This window comes from Nocardioides pantholopis (assembly GCF_003710085.1).
Taxonomy (GTDB): domain Bacteria; phylum Actinomycetota; class Actinomycetes; order Propionibacteriales; family Nocardioidaceae; genus Nocardioides; species Nocardioides pantholopis.
On the sequence record NZ_CP033324.1, the window covers coordinates 1,399,136 to 1,416,983 of the forward strand.

General features: G+C 73.4%; 20 protein-coding genes. 13 read left to right on the plus strand and 7 right to left on the minus strand.

All coding sequences use genetic code 11. The features are described from left to right. Positions 1-9: 9 nt before the first annotated feature. From EBO35_RS06640 to EBO35_RS06650, 3 genes are read left to right on the plus strand one after another with little or no spacing between them, the layout of a single operon-like run. Entirely contained in the window at positions 10-1,233 is a 1,224-nt protein-coding gene (locus EBO35_RS06640; RefSeq protein WP_122817023.1) for a kynureninase, read from the plus strand. A gap of 5 nt (positions 1,234-1,238) precedes the next feature. Then, a complete protein-coding gene (locus tag EBO35_RS06645; RefSeq protein WP_122817024.1) occupies positions 1,239-2,255 on the plus strand; it encodes a S66 family peptidase in 1,017 nt (338 codons plus the stop codon). After that, positions 2,252-3,010, plus strand: coding sequence for a GNAT family N-acetyltransferase (locus EBO35_RS06650; protein ID WP_122817025.1), 759 nt, complete (start codon positions 2,252-2,254; stop codon positions 3,008-3,010). The genes EBO35_RS06645 and EBO35_RS06650 overlap by 4 nt, the downstream gene beginning before the upstream one ends. A gap of 12 nt (positions 3,011-3,022) precedes the next feature. Here the strand turns inward: EBO35_RS06650 and EBO35_RS06655 are convergent, their stop codons facing one another. Then, on the minus strand, positions 3,023-3,472 hold the full coding sequence (locus EBO35_RS06655; RefSeq protein ID WP_122817026.1) for a sensor histidine kinase: 450 nt from the start codon (positions 3,470-3,472) through the stop codon (positions 3,023-3,025). A gap of 133 nt (positions 3,473-3,605) precedes the next feature. On the opposite strand from EBO35_RS06655, the gene EBO35_RS06660 reads away from it, so the two are divergent. From EBO35_RS06660 to ilvC, 5 genes are all read left to right on the plus strand, one after another. Continuing rightward, positions 3,606-4,022, plus strand: coding sequence for a VOC family protein (locus EBO35_RS06660; RefSeq protein WP_122817027.1), 417 nt, complete (start codon positions 3,606-3,608; stop codon positions 4,020-4,022). After that, on the plus strand, positions 4,019-4,705 hold the full coding sequence (locus EBO35_RS06665; RefSeq protein WP_206422694.1) for a 4a-hydroxytetrahydrobiopterin dehydratase: 687 nt from the start codon (positions 4,019-4,021) through the stop codon (positions 4,703-4,705). The genes EBO35_RS06660 and EBO35_RS06665 overlap by 4 nt, the downstream gene beginning before the upstream one ends. A gap of 276 nt (positions 4,706-4,981) precedes the next feature. Beyond that, entirely contained in the window at positions 4,982-6,736 is a 1,755-nt protein-coding gene (locus EBO35_RS06670) for an acetolactate synthase large subunit (protein WP_122817028.1), read from the plus strand. Continuing rightward, positions 6,736-7,275 (plus strand): acetolactate synthase small subunit, encoded by a 540-nt coding sequence (gene ilvN, locus EBO35_RS06675; protein ID WP_122817029.1) that lies wholly within the window; start codon positions 6,736-6,738, stop codon positions 7,273-7,275. The genes EBO35_RS06670 and ilvN overlap by 1 nt, the downstream gene beginning before the upstream one ends. Before the next feature lie 71 nt (positions 7,276-7,346). Next, entirely contained in the window at positions 7,347-8,375 is a 1,029-nt protein-coding gene (gene ilvC / locus EBO35_RS06680; protein ID WP_277601061.1) for a ketol-acid reductoisomerase, read from the plus strand. Between the two features lie 167 nt (positions 8,376-8,542). Here the strand turns inward: ilvC and EBO35_RS06685 are convergent, their stop codons facing one another. Both EBO35_RS06685 and EBO35_RS06690 read right to left on the minus strand, forming a co-directional pair. Next, positions 8,543-9,370 (minus strand): ABC transporter permease, encoded by an 828-nt coding sequence (locus EBO35_RS06685; RefSeq protein ID WP_122817030.1) that lies wholly within the window; start codon positions 9,368-9,370, stop codon positions 8,543-8,545. Beyond that, positions 9,367-10,266 carry an ABC transporter ATP-binding protein gene (locus tag EBO35_RS06690; protein WP_122817031.1) on the minus strand — a complete coding sequence of 300 codons (900 nt, stop codon included), beginning with the start codon at positions 10,264-10,266 and terminating at the stop codon, positions 9,367-9,369. The genes EBO35_RS06685 and EBO35_RS06690 overlap by 4 nt, the downstream gene beginning before the upstream one ends. A 143-nt stretch (positions 10,267-10,409) precedes the next feature. Between EBO35_RS06690 and EBO35_RS06695 the strand changes: the two genes are divergently transcribed. Continuing rightward, positions 10,410-11,120, plus strand: a complete 711-nt coding sequence (locus EBO35_RS06695; RefSeq protein WP_122817032.1) for a DsbA family oxidoreductase — start codon at positions 10,410-10,412, stop codon at positions 11,118-11,120. Between the two features lie 34 nt (positions 11,121-11,154). On the opposite strand, the gene EBO35_RS06700 is transcribed toward EBO35_RS06695, so the two are convergent. Both EBO35_RS06700 and EBO35_RS06705 read right to left on the minus strand, forming a co-directional pair. Beyond that, positions 11,155-11,472: a hypothetical protein gene (locus tag EBO35_RS06700; protein ID WP_127480295.1), complete on the minus strand. Its 318-nt coding sequence runs from the start codon at positions 11,470-11,472 to the stop codon at positions 11,155-11,157. Next, on the minus strand, positions 11,469-12,005 hold the full coding sequence (locus EBO35_RS06705; RefSeq protein WP_122817034.1) for a GNAT family N-acetyltransferase: 537 nt from the start codon (positions 12,003-12,005) through the stop codon (positions 11,469-11,471). The genes EBO35_RS06700 and EBO35_RS06705 overlap by 4 nt, the downstream gene beginning before the upstream one ends. An 84-nt stretch (positions 12,006-12,089) precedes the next feature. Between EBO35_RS06705 and EBO35_RS06710 the strand changes: the two genes are divergently transcribed. Beyond that, entirely contained in the window at positions 12,090-12,551 is a 462-nt protein-coding gene (locus EBO35_RS06710) for an MSMEG_6728 family protein (protein WP_241153898.1), read from the plus strand. Here the strand turns inward: EBO35_RS06710 and EBO35_RS06715 are convergent. Continuing rightward, positions 12,527-14,134, minus strand: coding sequence for an ABC-F family ATP-binding cassette domain-containing protein (locus EBO35_RS06715; RefSeq protein WP_122817035.1), 1,608 nt, complete (start codon positions 14,132-14,134; stop codon positions 12,527-12,529). The two genes, EBO35_RS06710 and EBO35_RS06715, sit on opposite strands and share 25 nt — an antisense overlap. Before the next feature lie 246 nt (positions 14,135-14,380). On the opposite strand from EBO35_RS06715, the gene EBO35_RS06720 reads away from it, so the two are divergent. Further along, positions 14,381-15,478: an NAD(P)H-binding protein gene (locus EBO35_RS06720; RefSeq protein ID WP_122817036.1), complete on the plus strand. Its 1,098-nt coding sequence runs from the start codon at positions 14,381-14,383 to the stop codon at positions 15,476-15,478. A gap of 158 nt (positions 15,479-15,636) precedes the next feature. On the opposite strand, the gene EBO35_RS06725 is transcribed toward EBO35_RS06720, so the two are convergent. Then, positions 15,637-16,206, minus strand: a complete 570-nt coding sequence (locus EBO35_RS06725; RefSeq protein ID WP_122817037.1) for an O-methyltransferase — start codon at positions 16,204-16,206, stop codon at positions 15,637-15,639. A 410-nt stretch (positions 16,207-16,616) separates the two neighbouring features. Here EBO35_RS06725 and EBO35_RS19410 point away from each other — a divergent pair, with 410 nt between their 5' ends. Further along, positions 16,617-16,754 (plus strand): hypothetical protein, encoded by a 138-nt coding sequence (locus EBO35_RS19410; protein WP_164477847.1) that lies wholly within the window; start codon positions 16,617-16,619, stop codon positions 16,752-16,754. Between the two features lie 10 nt (positions 16,755-16,764). Then, complete coding sequence (locus tag EBO35_RS06730) at positions 16,765-17,847, plus strand: 3-isopropylmalate dehydrogenase (protein ID WP_122817038.1); 1,083 nt, start codon at positions 16,765-16,767, stop codon at positions 17,845-17,847. Position 17,848: the final 1 nt, after the last annotated feature.

Consider the following 17,848-nt stretch of genomic DNA (forward strand, 5'->3'; position numbering starts at 1 on the left):
AAGGCGGACGTGACGCCCACCGACCTCGACGCCACGGCCCTCGATGCCGCCGACCCGCTCGCGGCGTACCGCGACCGGTTCGTGGGCGCCGAGACCCCGCTGGTCTACTTCGACGGCAACTCGCTGGGCCGCCCGCTGCGCGAGACCGGCCCGCGGCTGGCCCGGTTCGTCGAGGAGGAGTGGGGCGGTCGGCTGATCCGGGCCTGGGACGAGCGGTGGCTGGCGCTCCCGGAGTCGATCGGCGACGAGCTCGGCCGCACCTGCCTGGGCGCGGCCGCCGGGCAGACGATCGTGGGGGACTCCACGACCGTGCTGCTCTACAAGGCGATGCGCGCCGCGGTGGCGCTGCGCCCGGACCGCCGCGAGATCGTCGTGGACCGCGACAACTTCCCGACCGACCGCTACGTGGCCGCCGGGGTCGCCGAGGAGTGCGGGCTCCGGCTGCGCTGGATCGAGGTGGACCGGGCCGCCGGGGTCACCGCCGACCAGCTCGCCGAGGCCGTCGGGCCGGACACGGCGCTGGTGGTCCTCAGCCACGTCGCCTACCGCTCCGCCTGGCTGGCCGATGCCCCGCAGCTGACCCGGATCGCCCACGACGCGGGCGCGCTGGTGCTGTGGGACCTGTGCCACTCCGCCGGGGCGGTCCCGGTCGAGCTCGACGCGTGGGGCGCCGACCTGGCCGTCGGCTGCACCTACAAGTACCTCAACGGCGGCCCCGGCTCGCCAGCCTTCGGGTACGTCGCCGCGCGGCTGCTCGACCAGGTCGTCCAGCCGATCCGCGGCTGGATGGGCACGGCCGACTCCTTCGCGATGGGTCCGGAGCACCAGCCCGCCCCCGGGATCCGCCGGATGCTCTCCGGCACCCCGCCGGTGCTCGGGATGCTGGCGCTCCAGGACATGCTGGCGCTGCTCGGGGAGGTCGGGATCGACGCGGTCCGGGCCAAGTCCCGCGGCCTCACGGCGTACGCCGTCGAGGTGGCCGAGGACCTGCTGGGGCCCCTCGGCGTGACCCTCGCCTCACCGCGCGACCCCGAGCGCCGCGGCGGGCACGTCACGCTCCAGCACCCGCTGATGCGCGAGGTCGCCGCCGCCCTGTGGCGCCGCGACGTCGTCCCCGACTACCGCGACCCGGGCGGCCTGCGCCTGGGGCTCTCCCCGCTGTCCACGTCGTACGCCGAGGTCGCGCGCGGCCTCGACGTGGTTCGCGACACGATGCGGGACCTGACACCCTGACCGGTATGCGATTCCCCCGCCCCCTGCGTCCCGGCGACACGATCGGCGTCACCTCCCCGTCCTCGGGGATCGCGCCGTCCTACCTGCCCAGGCTGGAGGTGGCCCGCGAGCACCTGCGTGCGCGCGGCTACGAGACCCGGCTCGGTGAGTGCAACGTCGTGGAGGGCGGTGGCGTGACCGGCCCGGCGCGGCAGCGGGCCGCCGAGCTGACCGCGATGCTCGTCGACCCGGAGATCCGCGCGGTGGTGCCGCCGTGGGGCGGCGAGCTGGCGATCCAGGTCCTCGAGCACCTGGACTGGGACGCGATCGCGGCCGCCGAGCCGACCTGGTTGGTGGGATTCAGCGACCTGACCACGCTGATGCTTCCGCTGGCGACCCGGCTCGGCTGGGCCTCGCTGCACGGCGCGAACCTGATGGACACGCCCTACGCCCAGCCGGACGGGCTGGCGCACTGGCTCGACGTGCTCGAGTCAGGCGGCCGGGTCGCCCAGCGCTCGCCCGGGCGCTTCCGCTCGGGCAGCTGGGACGACTGGGAGGCCGAGCCCGGCGTCACCGCGCGGGACCTCGACACCCCGGGCCGCTGGGAGGTGGTCGGCGGCGGCGGGATCGACCTCACCGGCCGCCTGGTCGGCGGCTGCATCGAGGTGCTCGCGCCGCTGGTCGGGACGCCGTACGCCGACGTGCCGGCGCTGGGCCGCTCGCTGACCGACGACGGGCTGCTGGTCTACCTGGAGGCCGCGGAGTCGAACGCCTTCGACATCGGCCGCGCCCTGCACGGGATGCGGCTGGCGGGCTGGTTCGAGGAGGCGAACGCGGTCCTGGTCGGCCGCACCAGCGCCCCGGACTCGCCCGGCTACAGTCAGCGCGAGGCCGTCGTCGACGCCCTCGGTCCCCTCGACGTCCCCCTCGTGGTCGACGTCGACTTCGGTCACGTCTGGCCCTACCTGCCCATGGTCAACGGAGCCCTCGGCCACGTGGTCGTCGACGCGGACCGCGCCGAGCTGACCCAGGAGTGGCCATGAGCACCAGCACCAACACGGGCGCCAGTACGGGGGCTGCCGGGTCCCGCAACGAGCACGGTCAGCCGGTCGGGCCGGAGCTGTCGGACTGGCACGGCGCCGAGCCGCCGGCGCCGGTCGAGCTGACGGGCCGCTACGTGCGCCTGGAGCCGGTGGCGGCCGGGCACGCCGAGCCGCTGCACGCCGCGCTGGGCGATCCGGCCGACGCCGGGCTGTGGACCTACCGCCCGGACCGGCAGCCCGCGGACGTGACCGGGATGGCGCGCGACGTCGTCGCGCCGCTGGCCGGGGCGACCGGGCAGGTGGGGTTCGCGATCGTCCCCGACGGCCGCGCCGCGGAGGGACTGGTGACCTACTCCCGGGTGGAGCCGGAGCACGGGGTCATCGAGATCTCCGGGGTGCTGTTCGCCCGGACCCTCCAGCGCACCGCCGCCGCCACCGAGGCGCTGCACCTGATGCTGCGCCATGCAGTCGAGGACCTCGGCTACCGCCGGGTGGAGTGGAAGTGCGACGCGCTCAACGAGCCGTCGCGCCGGGCGGCGCAGCGCCTGGGCTTCACCCACGAGGGGATCTTCGGCCAGCACCTGGTGATCAAGGGCCGCGCCCGCGACACCGCCTGGTTCTCGCTGCTCGACCACGAGTGGCCGGAGGTCCGGGCGGCCCACGAGCGCTGGCTGGACCCGGCGAACTTCGACGCCGACGGGCGCCAGCGCGAGCCGCTGCGGGCACCGGCCGGCCGCCGGGGCGCCGCGGGCTGAGGTCGGGCCGGCTCAGCCGCGCGGGGCGGGCGGCAGCGGCAGCACGGCGCGTACGACGGTGCCGCCGCCGGCGCAGGGGAGGACCTCGAGCCGGCCGCCGCGGTCGAGGGCGTGCGCCTGCATGGTGCGCGTGCCGCCCCCGGCGACCGCCGGCTGCGGCAGCCCCGCGCCGTCGTCGGAGACCTCGACGACCAGGCTGTCGCCGGTGAGCCGGACGCTGACGTCGCAGACCTCGGCGCCGGCGTGGCGCACCGCGTTCGCGACCGCCTCGCCCGCGATGTCGTACGCCGCGGCCGCCACCGCCGGGTCCAGCCGGCCCAGGGGCTCGGCGTGCAGCACCACCCGCGGCTCGGCGCCGACGTAGCGGCCGACCAGCTCGGCCAGCGCCGCGGTCAGGTCCGGCTCGCTGCCCGCGGTCGCCGGAACGGGGTCCGGGGGCCGGTTCGGGGTCGCGGGGCTCATGACGGCGGGAACTCTAGGCGGCACGGCGCGGTGGCGGGCCGGATCGGCACAAACAGGGTGGGTCGATCCGGCGACCCGGCGCGCCGGGCGCCGGCAGGTGGTCGCTGTCGGCGGGCTCTGCCACGCTGTCACGATGGACCAGCGGATCAGCTTTGTCACCCTCGCCGTCGCCGACCTGGACGCCAGCCGGTCCTTCTACGTCGACGGCCTGGGCTGGGAGCCGGCGCTGCTGGTCCCCGGTGAGGTGCTGATGATCTCTGCGGGGGAGCGGCTGGTGTTCTCGCTGTGGGCCCGCCCGCACTTCGAGGCCGAGGTGGGACCGATCGCGTCCGGCCCCGGGGTCGCGCCGTTCACGCTGTCCCACAACGTGCGGACCGAGGCGGAGGTGGACGAGGTGCTGGCCCTGGCCCGGTCGGCCGGCGCCGATCCGGTCCAGGCCGCCCAGCGGCGGGAGTGGGGCGGCTGGACCGGGTACTTCGCCGACCCCGACGGCTACCGCTGGGAGATCGCGACCAACCCCGGGCCGATCGGCCGGCAGGTGCTCCCGTGAGCGGCCGACCGAGCGAGGAGGACCGCCGGCTCCTGAGCGGGCCGGAGATCGAGGCCGCGGGGCTCGCCGACTGGCGGGTGCTGTTCGGCCGCCTGCACGCGCGCTACCGCACGCCGGACTTCGCGACCGCGCTCGCGATCGTCACCGAGGTCGGCGCCGTCGCCGACGAGCTGGACCACCACCCTGACCTCGACCTGTCCTGGGGGCAGGTGCGGGTGCGGGTGTCCAGCCACGACGTCGGCGGCGTCACCGCTCGCGACGTGCGCCTGGCCCGGGCGACCACCGACATCGCCGCCCGGCACGGCGCCACCGCGACCCCCGAGGCGCTCAGCGTGCTCGAGATCGCGCTGGACACCGCCGACCGCGGCGAGGTGCTGCCGTTCTGGGCGGCGGTCCTGGGCCTGGAGCCGTCCGCCACGGACCCGGTCGAGCTCACCGACCCGCTCGGCGTGCTGCCGACGCTGTGGTTCCAGGAGGCCGAGCGGGACGCCGAGGTCCCGGCGCAGCGCTTCCACCTGGACCTGCGGGTGCCGCCCGAGGTCGTCGCTCCCCGGATGCGGGCCGCGCTGGCCGCCGGCGGCGTCCTGGTCAGCGACGCCGACGCGCCCCGGTTCTGGGTGCTGGCCGATCCCCAGGGCAACCGGGTGTGCCTGACGACCTGGCAGGGCCGCGACGCCCCGTGAGCGGCGGGAACGGCCGGTGGATGGCCACATGATGGGACCCGCGTCCCGGATGCTGGGACGACATGGGAGACTGGGCTGACGGGACCGAGCCCGACCGGCTACGGTGGTGAGCATGCGCCAGGACCTTCTTGTACGCACGCGACGCGCCCGCTGACACCACCTCCGTCAGCCAGCGCGTCACCCCTCGTTGCCCACGCAACCGAGGGGTTTTTTGTTGCCACGCAGACCTCGAGCAGATCCCCGTGCAGCACGGGTTCGGGATAGGGAAAGCAAGGAATGAGCGAGCAGATCACCGGCGCGCAGAGCCTGGTCACGTCGCTGGAGGCGGCCGGGGTGGAGCACATCTTCGGCATCCCGGGCGGCGCGATCCTCCCGGCGTACGACCCGCTGATGGACTCCAGCATCCGCCACATCCTGGTCCGCCACGAGCAGGGCGCCGGCCACGCCGCGCAGGGGTACGCCGCGGCGACCGGCCGCGTCGGGGTGTGCATGGCCACCTCCGGACCCGGCGCGACCAACCTGGTCACCCCGCTGGCCGACGCCCACATGGACTCGGTCCCGCTGGTCGCGATCACCGGCCAGGTCGGCTCCTCGCTGATCGGGACCGACGCCTTCCAGGAGGCCGACATCCGTGGCATCACGATGCCGATCACCAAGCACAACTTCCTGGTCACCGATCCGGCGCAGATCCCGCAGAAGATCGCCGAGGCCTTCCACATCGCGAGCACCGGCCGGCCCGGCCCGGTCCTCGTCGACATCGCCAAGTCCGCGCTGCAGTCGATGACGAGCTTCGCCTGGCCGACCGAGCTGCACCTGCCCGGCTACCGCCCGGTGACCCGGCCGCACGCCAAGCAGATCCGTGAGGCCGCCCGGCTGATGCTGGAGGCGCGCCGTCCGGTCCTCTACGTCGGCGGCGGCACGATCCGGGCCGCGGCGCACCGCGAGCTGCGGGTGCTGGCCGAGCTGACCGGCATCCCGGTCGTGACCACGCTGATGGCGCGCGGCGCGTTCCCGGACAGCCACCCCCAGCACCTGGGCATGCCCGGGATGCACGGCACCGTCGCCGCGGTGGCCGCGCTGCAGAAGAGCGACCTGATCATCAGCCTCGGCGCCCGCTTCGACGACCGGGTCACCGGCAACCTGGACTCGTTCGCCCCGCACGCCCAGGTGATCCACGCCGACATCGACCCCGCCGAGATCGGCAAGAACCGCGCCGTCGACGTGCCGATCGTCGGGGACTGCCGCGAGGTGATCAGCGACCTGGTCGTCGCGCTCAAGGTCGAGGCCGACGCCGGCCGCACCGGCGACTACGAGGGCTGGGTGCAGTTCCTGTCCGGGGTGAAGGCCAAGTACGCCCTGGACTACGAGCGCCCCGCGGACGGCTCGCTCGCCCCCCAGCACGTCATCTCGCGGCTCGGCGCCATCGCCGGCCCCGAGGCGATCTACACCTCCGGGGTCGGCCAGCACCAGATGTGGGCGGCGCAGTTCATCGGCTACGAGCGCCCCAACACGTGGCTGAACTCCGGCGGCCTCGGCACCATGGGCTACTCGGTCCCGGCCGCGATGGGCGCCAAGGTCGGCATGCCGGACTCCACCGTGTGGTCCATCGACGGCGACGGCTGCTTCCAGATGACCAACCAGGAGCTGGCGACCTGCGCGATCGAGGGCATCCCGATCAAGGTGGCGGTCATCAACAACGACTCGCTCGGCATGGTCCGCCAGTGGCAGACGCTGTTCTACAACGAGCGCTACTCCAACACGAACCTCCAGCGCCACGGCGGTCCGGTGCGGATCCCGGACTTCCCCAAGCTCGCCGAGGCCTACGGCTGCGTCGGGCTGTCCTGCGACAACCCCGCCGAGGTGGACCTGACCATCGAGAAGGCGATGGAGATCAACGACGTCCCGGTGGTCGTGGACTTCCGGGTGCACCGCGACTCCATGGTCTGGCCGATGGTCGCCGCCGGCACCAGCAACGACGACATCAAGTACGCGCGAGACCTCGCGCCCGACTTCGACGAGGACGACGTCTGATGACCCGGCACACCCTCTCGGTCCTCGTGGAGGACAAGCCCGGCGTCCTGGCCCGCATCGCCGGGCTGTTCAGCCGGCGCGGCTTCAACATCGAGTCGCTGGCCGTGGGCCCGACCGAGCACGAGGAGGTCTCCCGGATGACCATCGTGGTCAACGTCGAGGACTCTCCGCTGGAGCAGGTCACCAAGCAGCTCAACAAGCTGGTCGAGGTCATCAAGATCGTCGAGCTCGAGTCGGGGGCCTCGGTCCACCGCGAGCTGCTCCTGGTCAAGGTCGCGGCCACCGCGGACACCCGCGGCCAGGTCCTCGACACCGTCCAGCTCTTCAAGGCCAAGGTGGTCGACGTGGCCCCGGACGCCCTGACCATCCAGATCACCGGCAACGCCGGCAAGCTGGCCGACTTCCTGCGCATCGTGGAGCCGTTCGGCATCCGCGAGCAGGTGCAGTCGGGGATGGTCGCCATCGGCCGCGGAGCCCGCTCGGTCTCCGAGCGCAGCCTGCGTCCGGTCGCGATCCCGGCCCCGCCGGCCGCGGGCTGACGGCGTACCGTCCGAAACACCCGCACCACAGCTCCACCCCTCGAGAGAACCAACCAGAAGGAGAAGCCCCCGTGGCTGAGATGTTCTACGACGACGACGCCGACCTGTCCCTGATCCAGGGCAAGAGCGTGGCGGTCATCGGCTACGGCAGCCAGGGCCACGCCCACGCGCTGTCGCTGCGCGACTCGGGCGTCGACGTCCGCGTCGGCCTGCAGCCGGGCTCGAAGAGCCGCGCCAAGGCCGAGGCCGAGGGCCTGCGCGTGCTCACCCCCGCCGAGGCGGCGGCGGAGTCCGACGTCATCGTCATCCTCGCGCCCGACCAGCACCAGCGGAAGCTGTACGCCGAGGAGATCGCCCCGAACCTCAACGACGGCGACACCCTGGTCTTCGGCCACGGCTTCAACATCCGCTTCGGCTACATCACCCCGCCCGAGGGCGTCGACGTCTTCATGGTCGCCCCGAAGGGCCCCGGCCACCTGGTCCGTCGCGAGTACGTCGACGGCCGCGGCGTGCCGGTCCTGGTTGCGGTGGAGAAGGACGCCTCCGGCAAGGCCTGGGACCTCGCGCTGTCCTACGCCAAGGGCATCGGCGGCCTGCGTGCCGGCGGCATCAAGACCACGTTCACCGAGGAGACCGAGACCGACCTGTTCGGTGAGCAGGCGGTCCTCTGCGGTGGCGCCTCGCAGCTGGTCATGTACGGCTTCGAGACCCTGACCGAGGCCGGCTACCAGCCCGAGGTCGCCTACTTCGAGTGCCTGCACGAGCTGAAGCTGATCGTCGACCTGATGTACGAGGGCGGCATCGCCAAGCAGCGCTGGTCGGTCTCCGACACCGCCGAGTTCGGCGACTACGTCTCCGGCCCCCGGGTGATCACCCCCGAGGTGAAGGAGAACATGAAGGCCGTGCTCGCCGACATCAAGTCCGGCGCCTTCGCCGACCGCTTCATCGCGGACATGGACAACGGCAACCCCGAGTTCACCAAGTTCCGCGAGCAGGGCGAGGCGCACCCGATCGAGAAGACCGGGCGCGAGCTGCGCAAGCTGATGGCCTGGGTGAAGAGCCACGACTCGGACTACACCGAGGGCACCGCGACGCGCTGAGGAGTGAGGCGGAGGTACGCCGAGCGTAGCGAGGTGTGCCGGAGCCGAGCCCCGCAAGTGCGGAGCAAATAAGTGCCGCGCGCTGATCCCAGCCGCACGACGTACGACGAGCCGGCACGGACCAGTGGTCCGTGCCGGCTCGCTGCGTCCGGGGTCCGGGGGAGGGATCACTTGACCTCGGAGCGCATCACCAGGGCGATCCCGGCGGCCAGGGGGAGGACCAGCCACAGCACGCCGGTGACGGCGAGGTTGGCCCACTGCTCGCCGGACACGACACCCTCGAAGAGCGGGCCCTGGGCGTAGTTGAAGTCCACCCACGGGCGCAGGTCGGCGAACCAGTCCTGCATCGAGGAGAGCAGCTCGGCGAGCGTGGGCACCAGCAGCGAGTAGACGAAGTACGCCACGATCGCCCCCGCCGAGCTGCGGAACAGCACCCCGAGCATGAAGCCGACCATCAGGCCGAGGACGTTCGCGAGCACGATGAACGCGAACTCGGTGACCGAGACGTCCCAGACCACGTCGGTGCCGGTGATCGCGGTGCCGACCACGTTGCCGAGGGCGCCGATGACCAGCGCCACGAACATCGACACGACGCCGATCGCGACCGCGCCGATCGCCTTGGCCAGGATCACCCGGCTGCGGTTCGGCACCAGCGTGAACGAGGTGAGGCCGCTGCGCTGGCTCCACTCGCTGGTGACCGCGAGGATCGCGATCATCGGGAGGATCACCGCCATCGGGAACCCGATGGCGGAGGCGAACGCCTCGTAGGTCAGCTCCTCCTCGGGAGCGAACAGGATCGTCGCCGCGGTCGCCAGCACCGAGAGGATGCCGATGCTGGCCAGCAGCCAGAAGCCGGCCCGGGTGTCGAACATCTTGCGCAGCTCGACCCCGACGACGCGGGAGAGCGGGATCGGGCTCGGGGTGGCCCGGCCGGCGGTGGCCGGGGCGGCCTGGTCGGCCGGGTCGGTGGCGGTGGTGGCGGTGACGGCGCTCATGCCGCTGCTCCTTCTCGTTGGGTCTCTGCGGTGAGCTCGAGGAACATCTCCTCGAGGCCGGCGCCGTCGGCGCTGCGCAGCTCGGTCAGCGCGATGCCGGCGGCGAGGGCGACCTGGCCGACCAGGTCGGTGTCGGCGTCGGTGCGGAAGGCGCCGTCGGGGGACGCGGTCGCGGCGATCCCCGAGCCGTGCAGGGCCCGCTCCAGCCGGGCCGGGTCGGCGGCGCGGACGACGGTCCCCGCCGCCTCGAGCAGCTCGGCCTTGGTGCCCTGGGCGACGATCCGGCCGTTGCCGATCACGACGAGGTCGTCGGCGATGACCTCGATCTCGTGCAGCAGGTGCGAGGAGAGCAGCACGGTGCCGCCGCGATTGGCGTAGTCGCGCAGCAGGTCGCGCATCCAGCGGATGCCCGCGGGATCGAGCCCGTTGGCCGGCTCGTCGAGGACGAGCACCTCGGGGTCGCCGATCAGGGCGGTCGCGATGCCGAGCCGCTGGCGCATCCCGAGGGAGTAGTTGCGGACCCGGCGGTCGGCCTCGGTGCCGGTCAGGCTGACCAGGTCGACCATCTCCTGGACCCGGCTGCGGGGCAGCCCCATCGTCTGCTGGGCGATGGTCAGGATCTCCCGTCCGGTGCGGCCGGCGTGCTGGGCGGAGGCGTCGAGGAGGACGCCGACCTCCAGGCCGGGGTTCGGCAGCGCGGCGTACGGGCGCCCGGCGATCGTCGCCCGGCCGGAGGTCGGCGGCGTGAGGCCGACCATGACGCGCATCGACGTGGACTTCCCCGCGCCGTTCGGCCCCAGGAAGCCGGTGACCCGGCCGGGCTCGGCGGTGAAGGACACGTCATCGACGGCGGTGAAGGCGCCGTACCTCTTGGTGAGTGACTCGACTGTGATCATGACCACGAGCGTGCCGTCGCAGCCGGCCCGGGCACATCGGGGAAGCCGCTGAACCCGCCCCTGAGGGGACCCCGACGGGTGACCCCGGGACCCCGAGGCCCGGGTCGGGGGAATGCCGGGTCCCGGCGCCTGGTTCGACCAGCATGCGCATCGAGATCTGGAGTGACGTCGTCTGCCCGTGGTGCTACATCGGCAAGCGCCGCCTGGAGCGGGCCCTGGACGGCTTCGAGCACGCCGACCAGGTCGAGGTGGTCTACCGCTCCTTCGAGCTCGACCCCAGCGCTCCGCGGCACGGCACCGAGCCGACGGTCGTCTCGCTGGCCCGCAAGTACGGCCGCAGCGAGGACGAGATGCGGCAGATGATGCAGGGCGTCGTGGACGCCGCCGCCGGCGAGGACCTGGCGTTCCGGATCTTCGAGAACGTGCACACCAACACCGTCGACGCCCACCGGCTCCTGCACCTCGCCCTCGACGCCGGCGGGCCGGCGCTCCAGCGCGACCTGAAGGAGGCGCTGCTCGCGGCGTACTTCATCCGGGCCGAGAACGTCGGCGACCCCGACGTGCTGCGGTCCGTCGCCCTCGAGGCCGGCCTCGACGGGGACCGGGTCGACGCGGTCCTCGCCGGCCAGGAGTACGCCGACGAGGTAGCCGCCGACGCCGCCCAGGCCCGCGCCTACGGCGCGACCGGCGTCCCGTTCTTCGTCCTCGACGGCGCCTTCGGCATCTCCGGCGCCCAGCCGGTCGAGGTGTTCACCCAGGCGCTCGAGCAGGCCTGGGCCGCCTCGCACCCGGTCCTGCAGATGGCCGGCGGCGACGACGCCGCGGCCTGCGGGCCGGACGGCTGCGCGGTCTGATCCGGCGCCCGACCGGGGGCCGCCCCTGGGCGGCTCAGCCGGCGTCGACCAGCACCACCGGATCCTGGTCGCGCCGGGGCCAGCGCCCCAGCGGTCCGAGGGAGCGGCTGCTGCGGTCCAGGACCTCGGCGTGCCAGCGGCCCGAGCGCACCACCCGGGCCGGGCGCGGGCTGCCCGGGCCGAGCGCGACCGGGCGACCGGCCCCGACGAGCGCGGCCAGCTCACCGAGGTCGCCGTCCGGCCCGACCCGGAAGCCCACCCGCCCGTCGGCCAGCGGCACCGCCTCCACCCGCGCGACCAGCGCGGTCCCGTCGGCCCGCAGGACCGTGCAGGTGGCGGCCCGGGTGCTCACGAGCGGGCGGCCCGCCACTCCTCGGCGGTGATCGCGAAGAGCGCCGAGGGGCCGGCGTACCACTTGTCGACCACGCCCCGGGAGCGCAGGCCCAGGCGCCGCGCCACGGCCTGGGACGGCCCGTTGTCGAGGTGGGTGAGCGCGAGCACCTCGGGCAGGCCGTACCCGAAGCCGTGGCCGAGGACGGCGCCGGCCGCCTCGGTGGCGTAGCCGTGCCGCCACGAGTCGGGGTGCAGGTGCCAGCCGATCTCCACCTCGCCGGCCTCGGCGTTCGGCACCGTCAGCAGCAGCACGGTCCCGGCCACCTGCCCGGTCTCGAGGACCTCGACCGCCCACGCCCCCAGCGGCGGCACCACGCTGCGCGCGGCGTAGGTCTCGATGCGGGTGTGCGCCTGATCGAGGTCCCGCATCAGCACCGGCTCCCCGTCGCCGAGCCAGCGCATCACCTCCACGCGGCTCTGGATGTCGAGCAGCCGCTGTGCCTCGTCGTGGCGCCAGGGCCGGATGCGCAGGCGCTCGGTGCGGATGTCCACCCCCCGAGCCTGCCACCGAAGCCGTCCCGACGCACCCGGATGGACGCCGGAGCGCCGGTGAGAACGCCGCCGGTGGGACACCGGATGTCCGTGCAGACCTTCCTGCCCTTCCCCGACTTCGAGGCCTCCGCCCGCGCCCTGGACCCCCGCCGGCTCGGCAAGCAGCGGGTCGAGGGGATCCAGGTGATCCGTGGTCAGATCGTGCCGGGCTACGGCTGGCGCCACCACCCCGCGGTGAAGATGTGGCTGGGGTACGTCGAGGCGCTGGGCCGCTACGCGCTGACCTGCTGCGAGGTCTGGGTCGAGGCGGGGCGTGCGGACACGTGTGCCGCCACCATCACCGCCGATCTCGCCGCCGCGGGCGTGGACAGGATCCGCACCCAGGCCGAGCTCGCGCGGGCCGCCGCGCTGCCGCCCTGGCTGGGCGACGAGGACTTCCACCGCAGCCACCGCTCCTCGCTGCTGCGCAAGGACCCGGACTTCTACCGGCCCCGGTTCCCCGACGACCCCGACGACCTGCCCTACATCTGGCCCTCGGTGTCCTGACCCGGTCCCAGGTCGACGACCCGGTCCACGCCGGCGTCCGCCAGGAACACCGGGTCGTGGCTGACGACGACCAGCGCGCCGCGGTGCGCCGCGAGCGCGGCGACCAGCGCGTCGTAGGAGGCGAAGTCGAGGTTGTTGGTCGGCTCGTCGAGCAGCAGCAGCTGCGGGGCCGGTTCCGCGAGCAGCAGCGCGGCCAGCGTCGCGCGGAACCGCTCGCCGCCGGAGAGCGCCCCGACCGGACGGTCCGCGACCCGGCCCCGGAACAGGAACCGGGCCAGCCGGGCCCGGACCGCCGTCGGGTCCGCCTGCGGGGCGCGGGCCGCAACGTTCTCGTAGACCGTGCGGTCGTCGTCGAGCAGGTCCAGGCGCTGGGCGAGGTACCCGACGGGCACGTGGACGCGGACCGAGCCCGACGCCGGCGGGAGATGGCCGACGACGGTCTCCAGCAGCGTCGTCTTCCCGGACCCGTTGGGTCCGACCACCGCCACCCGGTCCGGGCCGTGCAGGTCGAGGTCGACGGCGGCGCCGGTGCGCAGGACCAGGGACCGCGTCGTCAGCACCTCCCGGCCGCGCGGGACCGCGGTGGCCGGGAGGTCGACATGGATCGTCCGGTCCTCGTGCACCCGGCTCTCGGCGGACTCCAGCCGCTCGTGCGCCTCGACCAGGCGCGCCTCGTGGACCCGCTGGTACTTCGCGGCGGACTCCTGGGCGGAGCGCTTGCGGGCACCCATGACGATCTTGGGCTCGCGCTTGGTGGCGTTCATCTTCGCGCCGTACCGGCGCCGCTGGGCCAGCACCCGCTCGGCCTCGACCCGGTCCGCGGGCTGGCGCCGCAGGTCGGACCGGGCCGCGGTCACGGCCTGGGCGGCGGCGGACTGCTCTGCGGCGACCTGCTCGGCGTACGCCCGGTAGCCGCCGCCGTACCAGCGCACCCCGCCCGCCCGCAGCTCGCCGATCCGGTCCACCCGCTCGAGCAGCTCCCGGTCGTGGCTGATGACCAGCAGCGTCCGCGGCCAGCTCGCCACGACGTCGTACAGCCGGGCGCGGGCCGCGGCGTCGAGGTTGTTGGTCGGCTCGTCGAGCAGCAGGACGTCGGGGCGGGCCAGCAGCAGCCGGGCGAGCCCGAGCCGGACGGCCTCGCCGCCGGAGACCTCGCCGAGCCGGCGGTCGAGCAGCTCGCCGGGCAGGCCGAGGCGCTCCAGCTCGGAGACGGCGCGCTCCTCGACGTCCCAGGCGTCCCCGACCGTGTCGTAGTCGGCCGGGTCGACCGATCCGGCCTCGATCGCTCGGACGGCGCGGCGCACCGGTGCGATGCCGAGGAACTCCTCGACCGGCTGCGCCACGTCCAGGGTCAGGTCCTGGGGCAGGTAGCCGACCTCCCCGCCGACCTGCACGTGGCCGCTGGTGGGGGCGAGGACACCGGCTGCCAGCCGGAGCACTGTCGACTTGCCGGCGCCGTTGGCGCCGACCAGGCCGGCCCGGCCGGGCGGGAGCAGCAGGTCGAGGTCGGCGAGGACCGGTGACCCGTCGGGCCAGGAGAAGCCGACCGAGGAGAAGCTGAGGACAGCAGGGGTCGCGGGCATAGCTGTGCTCCGAGGTGAGGTGCGGGTGGGGCGGCGACCTCAGTGGAGCAACGGGACCTGCCTACGGACGGGGCTGGGACGCCGTCGACGGTACGCCGCGGCGGCGACCGCCGCATCCGAGTTGTCGGCCACCGCGGGGGTCGACGCGCTGTCGCGGCCGGGCCTGAGAGACAAGTCGGGGCAGAAGATATATGATCTAGTCCAGGTCGATCGGTGTGGTCGGCCCGGACGGAGGAACGAGCCCCCATGGCCTTCAGCACCATCACCGACCTCGACGTCGCGGCGGCCCAGCGGCACAGCTCCGAGCTCCGCTCCCGGCTGCTCACCTCGACGTCCACGACGTACACGACCGGGGCCGACGGCACCGGGAACGGCGAGCGCGTGCTGGTCCTGGGCGGCACCGGCTACATCGGCCGGGCGCTGGTGCCCGAGCTGGCCCGCCGCGGCTACCGGCCCGCCGTCCTGGCCCGCAACGCCGAGGCCAAGAACGACGCCGAGTTCGCCGACGCCGAGATCGTGGTCGGCGACCCGACCCGCGCCCAGGATGTTCTGGATGCTGTCGCCGCCGCCCCGACCGCCGTGGTCATCTCGCTGCTCAGCGGCCGCCGGCCCAACGACGCCGAGGAGTGCCGGCTCGTCGACCACGACGCGATCGTTCACGGCATCCAGGCGGCGGTCGCCCACGAGGTGCAGCAGTTCGTCCACATCAGCGACTTCGGCGCCTACCGGCCCGAGCTGATCCCGCAGGTCTACAAGCTGCAGGTCGAGGGCGAGCTGATGGGCCAGCACCACGGCGCCCTGGACTGGACGATCATCCGTCCCACGTCGTACTTCCCCTACCTGGCGATGACCTTCGGCGACGTGAAGAACGGCGAGCCCTACCGGATCTTCGACCACGGCGAGTACAGCGTCGTGAACCCGATCGCCCGCGAGGACCTGGCGGAGTTCATCGTCAACCACGTACTGCGCGAGGAGTCCTACGGCCGGGTGCTGCCGGTCGGTGGACCGTGGACCGACGACAACGTGGTGACCCTCAAGGGCGCCGGGCAGATGATGTTCGACGTCACCGGCCGCCCGGAGAGCTGGAACGTCGTCACGATGGCCTCGTGGGACAAGAAGATCGCCCGCCTCACCCGGATGGGCAGGATCAGCAAGCAGCTCAAGCCGGTCGCCTACTACCTCGAGGCCGCCAAGTACTGGTCGGTCGTCGACCACGTCGCCCCGGCGTACGGCACCCGGACCCTGCGCGGCTTCATGGAGAAGCTCAAGGACCGCGAGTTCCCCACGGGAAGCTTCCGGGAGCGGATGAAGTCAGGCACCAACCTGATGCCCACCGACATCTGAGGGCGGCCGACCCGCCCCCCGAGGATCCCCGGTACACCGGGGATCCAGGGTTCTCGGCCCTTGCCAGGGCCGAGAAGCGCGGGAGCTGCCCGAGGAGTACGCCGCTGGCGGCCCCACGTGGGGCGGGGCCGCCAGCGGCGTGGGTATCCCCGGGAGCCTCAGTGCTTGGTGGCGATGACCGTGGCCGCGTCGGAGGCCACCATCACCTCGACGGCGGTGAAGCGCTCGTCGGTGAGCCACTGCTCGCGCAGGGTGTCGACCCGGCCGTAGGCGACCGGGGGCCACACCTCGCAGGGGGTGAAGTCGTCGAGCACGACGATCCCGCCCGGCTCGACGAGGTCGGCGATCGCGTCGACCCCGACCTCGGTGGGCTCGCCGGAGTCCAGGAACAGCAGCGAGAACGGGCCCTTGTCGAGCAGCGTCGACCAGTCGGCGGCGAGCACCTCGACCTGCGGGTCGTCGGTGAAGATGTCGGCGGCGGCCCGGGCCAGCTTCGGGTTCAGCTCGGCGGTCAGGATCCGGGTGCCGGTGCCGCGTACGCCGGAGCGCAGCCAGGCGGTGCCGACCCCGCAGCCGGTCCCGAACTCGGCCATCGTGCCGCCGCGGGTCGCGGCCAGGGTGGCCAGCAGCCGACCGGTCTCGTTGCGGCAGAACGAGACGTACCCGGCCTTGCGGGAGACGTCGAACGCACGGGCGACCACGTCGGGAAGGTCGGGCGGAGCACTCATGGGTCGAGTGTTCCACCCCGGGCCACCGGTCTCGGATCGCGGACGATCCGTGAAACCCCGCGCCACGGGGCGGGGGAGCGGCGTAGGGTCGCGGCCATCATGCGGAGCGTCCTCGTACTTATCGAGTGCCGCGGCGAGGCCCAGCAGCAGACCTGCTGATCGAGAGGCCACCTCGCCGCGGTGTTCGGCGTTGGGCGGCCTCTCGGCACATCGGCAGATGTCTCCGCGGCGGTACGCCCTCAGCAGCACGCGCGATCCGCAGCCTCTGACGCATCCCCGACCCGGGCGATCCCCGGGCGGTCCGTCCCTCCGCGGGACATCTGCCGGCGGTGTCCAGACCCGCCGAGCACGACCCGCGAGCCGTCCGCGACACCAGGTCCGGACGCCGGAACAGGACAGGGGAGAAGACGATGTACGACATGTATCCCGAGTGGGGACCGGCCAGCCACCACCCCGAGAACCCGCGCAGCCACGAGAACGTCCGGGTCGCTGTGCAGCGCTCGCTCGACCTGCGGGACAACGGCGGCCAGCGTCCCGACGACAACTAGCGTTGACCCCATGAGCAGCTCGAGCACCCCAGCACCCGCGTCCGGCAGCGTCCGGCTCGCGGTCGTCCCCGGCGACGGCATCGGCCAGGAGGTCACCCCCGAGGCCCTCAAGGTCCTCGAGGCGGCCGCCCCGAGCGGCGTGAAGTTCGAGCAGACCCACTACGAGCTCGGCGCCGAGCGCTACCTCGCGACCGGCGAGGTGCTCCCGGACTCCGTGCTGGCCGAGATCCGCCAGCAGGACGCCATCCTGCTCGGCGCCGTCGGCGGCAAGCCGAACGACCCGAACCTGCCGCCGGGCCTGCTCGAGCGCGGCCTGCTGCTCCGACTGCGCTTCGACCTCGACCACTACGTGAACCTGCGCCCCTCCAAGATCTATCCCGGTGCGGTCTCGCCGCTCGCCGACCCGGGCGAGGTGGACTTCGTGGTGGTCCGCGAGGGCACCGAGGGCCCCTACACCGGCAACGGCGGCGCGCTGCGGGTCGGCACCCCGGCCGAGGTCGCCACCGAGGTCTCGGTCAACACCGCGTACGGCGTGGAGCGGGTCGTCCGCGACGCGTTCGCCCGCGCCCAGCGCCGGCCGCGCAAGAAGCTCACACTGGTCCACAAGACCAACGTGCTCGTCCACGCCGGCTCGGTGTGGTGGCGGATCTTCAACGAGGTGGCCGCGGAGTACCCCGAGGTCACCACCGACTACCTGCACATCGACGCGGTGATGATCTTCCTGGCCACCGACCCGTCGCGCTTCGACGTGATCGTCACCGACAACCTCTTCGGCGACATCATCACCGACCTCGCCGCCGCCATCACCGGCGGCATCGGCCTGGCCGCCTCCGGCAACGTCAACCCGGACCGGACCGCGCCCTCGATGTTCGAGCCGGTCCACGGCTCCGCGCCCGACATCGCCGGCCAGCAGAAGGCCGACCCCACCGCGGCCATCCTCTCCGCGGCGCTGCTGCTCGACCACCTCGGCCACCCCGAGGCCGCGCGGGCCATCGACGACGCGGTGGTCGCGGACCTCGCCGCCCGCACGCCGGGCGCCCCCCGGCGTACCAGCGAGGTCGGCGACGCGATCGCCGCGCGAGTAGCCGGCTGAG

Excerpts from the sequence above, each read along its gene's own strand:
- EBO35_RS06645 (WP_122817024.1), top strand. The coding sequence starts at position 1,239 with ATGCGATTCCCCCGCCCCCTGCGTCCCGGCGACACGATCGGCGTCACC.
- EBO35_RS06650 (WP_122817025.1), top strand. The coding sequence starts at position 2,252 with ATGAGCACCAGCACCAACACGGGCGCCAGTACGGGGGCTGCCGGGTCC.
- EBO35_RS06655 (WP_122817026.1), bottom strand. The coding sequence starts at position 3,472 with ATGAGCCCCGCGACCCCGAACCGGCCCCCGGACCCCGTTCCGGCGACC.
- EBO35_RS06660 (WP_122817027.1), top strand. The coding sequence starts at position 3,606 with ATGGACCAGCGGATCAGCTTTGTCACCCTCGCCGTCGCCGACCTGGAC.
- EBO35_RS06670 (WP_122817028.1), top strand. The coding sequence starts at position 4,982 with ATGAGCGAGCAGATCACCGGCGCGCAGAGCCTGGTCACGTCGCTGGAG.
- ilvN (WP_122817029.1), top strand. The coding sequence starts at position 6,736 with ATGACCCGGCACACCCTCTCGGTCCTCGTGGAGGACAAGCCCGGCGTC.
- EBO35_RS06685 (WP_122817030.1), bottom strand. The coding sequence starts at position 9,370 with ATGAGCGCCGTCACCGCCACCACCGCCACCGACCCGGCCGACCAGGCC.
- EBO35_RS06690 (WP_122817031.1), bottom strand. The coding sequence starts at position 10,266 with ATGATCACAGTCGAGTCACTCACCAAGAGGTACGGCGCCTTCACCGCC.
- EBO35_RS06695 (WP_122817032.1), top strand. The coding sequence starts at position 10,410 with ATGCGCATCGAGATCTGGAGTGACGTCGTCTGCCCGTGGTGCTACATC.
- EBO35_RS06710 (WP_241153898.1), top strand. The coding sequence starts at position 12,090 with ATGTCCGTGCAGACCTTCCTGCCCTTCCCCGACTTCGAGGCCTCCGCC.
- EBO35_RS06715 (WP_122817035.1), bottom strand. The coding sequence starts at position 14,134 with ATGCCCGCGACCCCTGCTGTCCTCAGCTTCTCCTCGGTCGGCTTCTCC.
- EBO35_RS06720 (WP_122817036.1), top strand. The coding sequence starts at position 14,381 with ATGGCCTTCAGCACCATCACCGACCTCGACGTCGCGGCGGCCCAGCGG.
- EBO35_RS06725 (WP_122817037.1), bottom strand. The coding sequence starts at position 16,206 with ATGAGTGCTCCGCCCGACCTTCCCGACGTGGTCGCCCGTGCGTTCGAC.
- EBO35_RS19410 (WP_164477847.1), top strand. The coding sequence starts at position 16,617 with ATGTACGACATGTATCCCGAGTGGGGACCGGCCAGCCACCACCCCGAG.
- EBO35_RS06730 (WP_122817038.1), top strand. The coding sequence starts at position 16,765 with ATGAGCAGCTCGAGCACCCCAGCACCCGCGTCCGGCAGCGTCCGGCTC.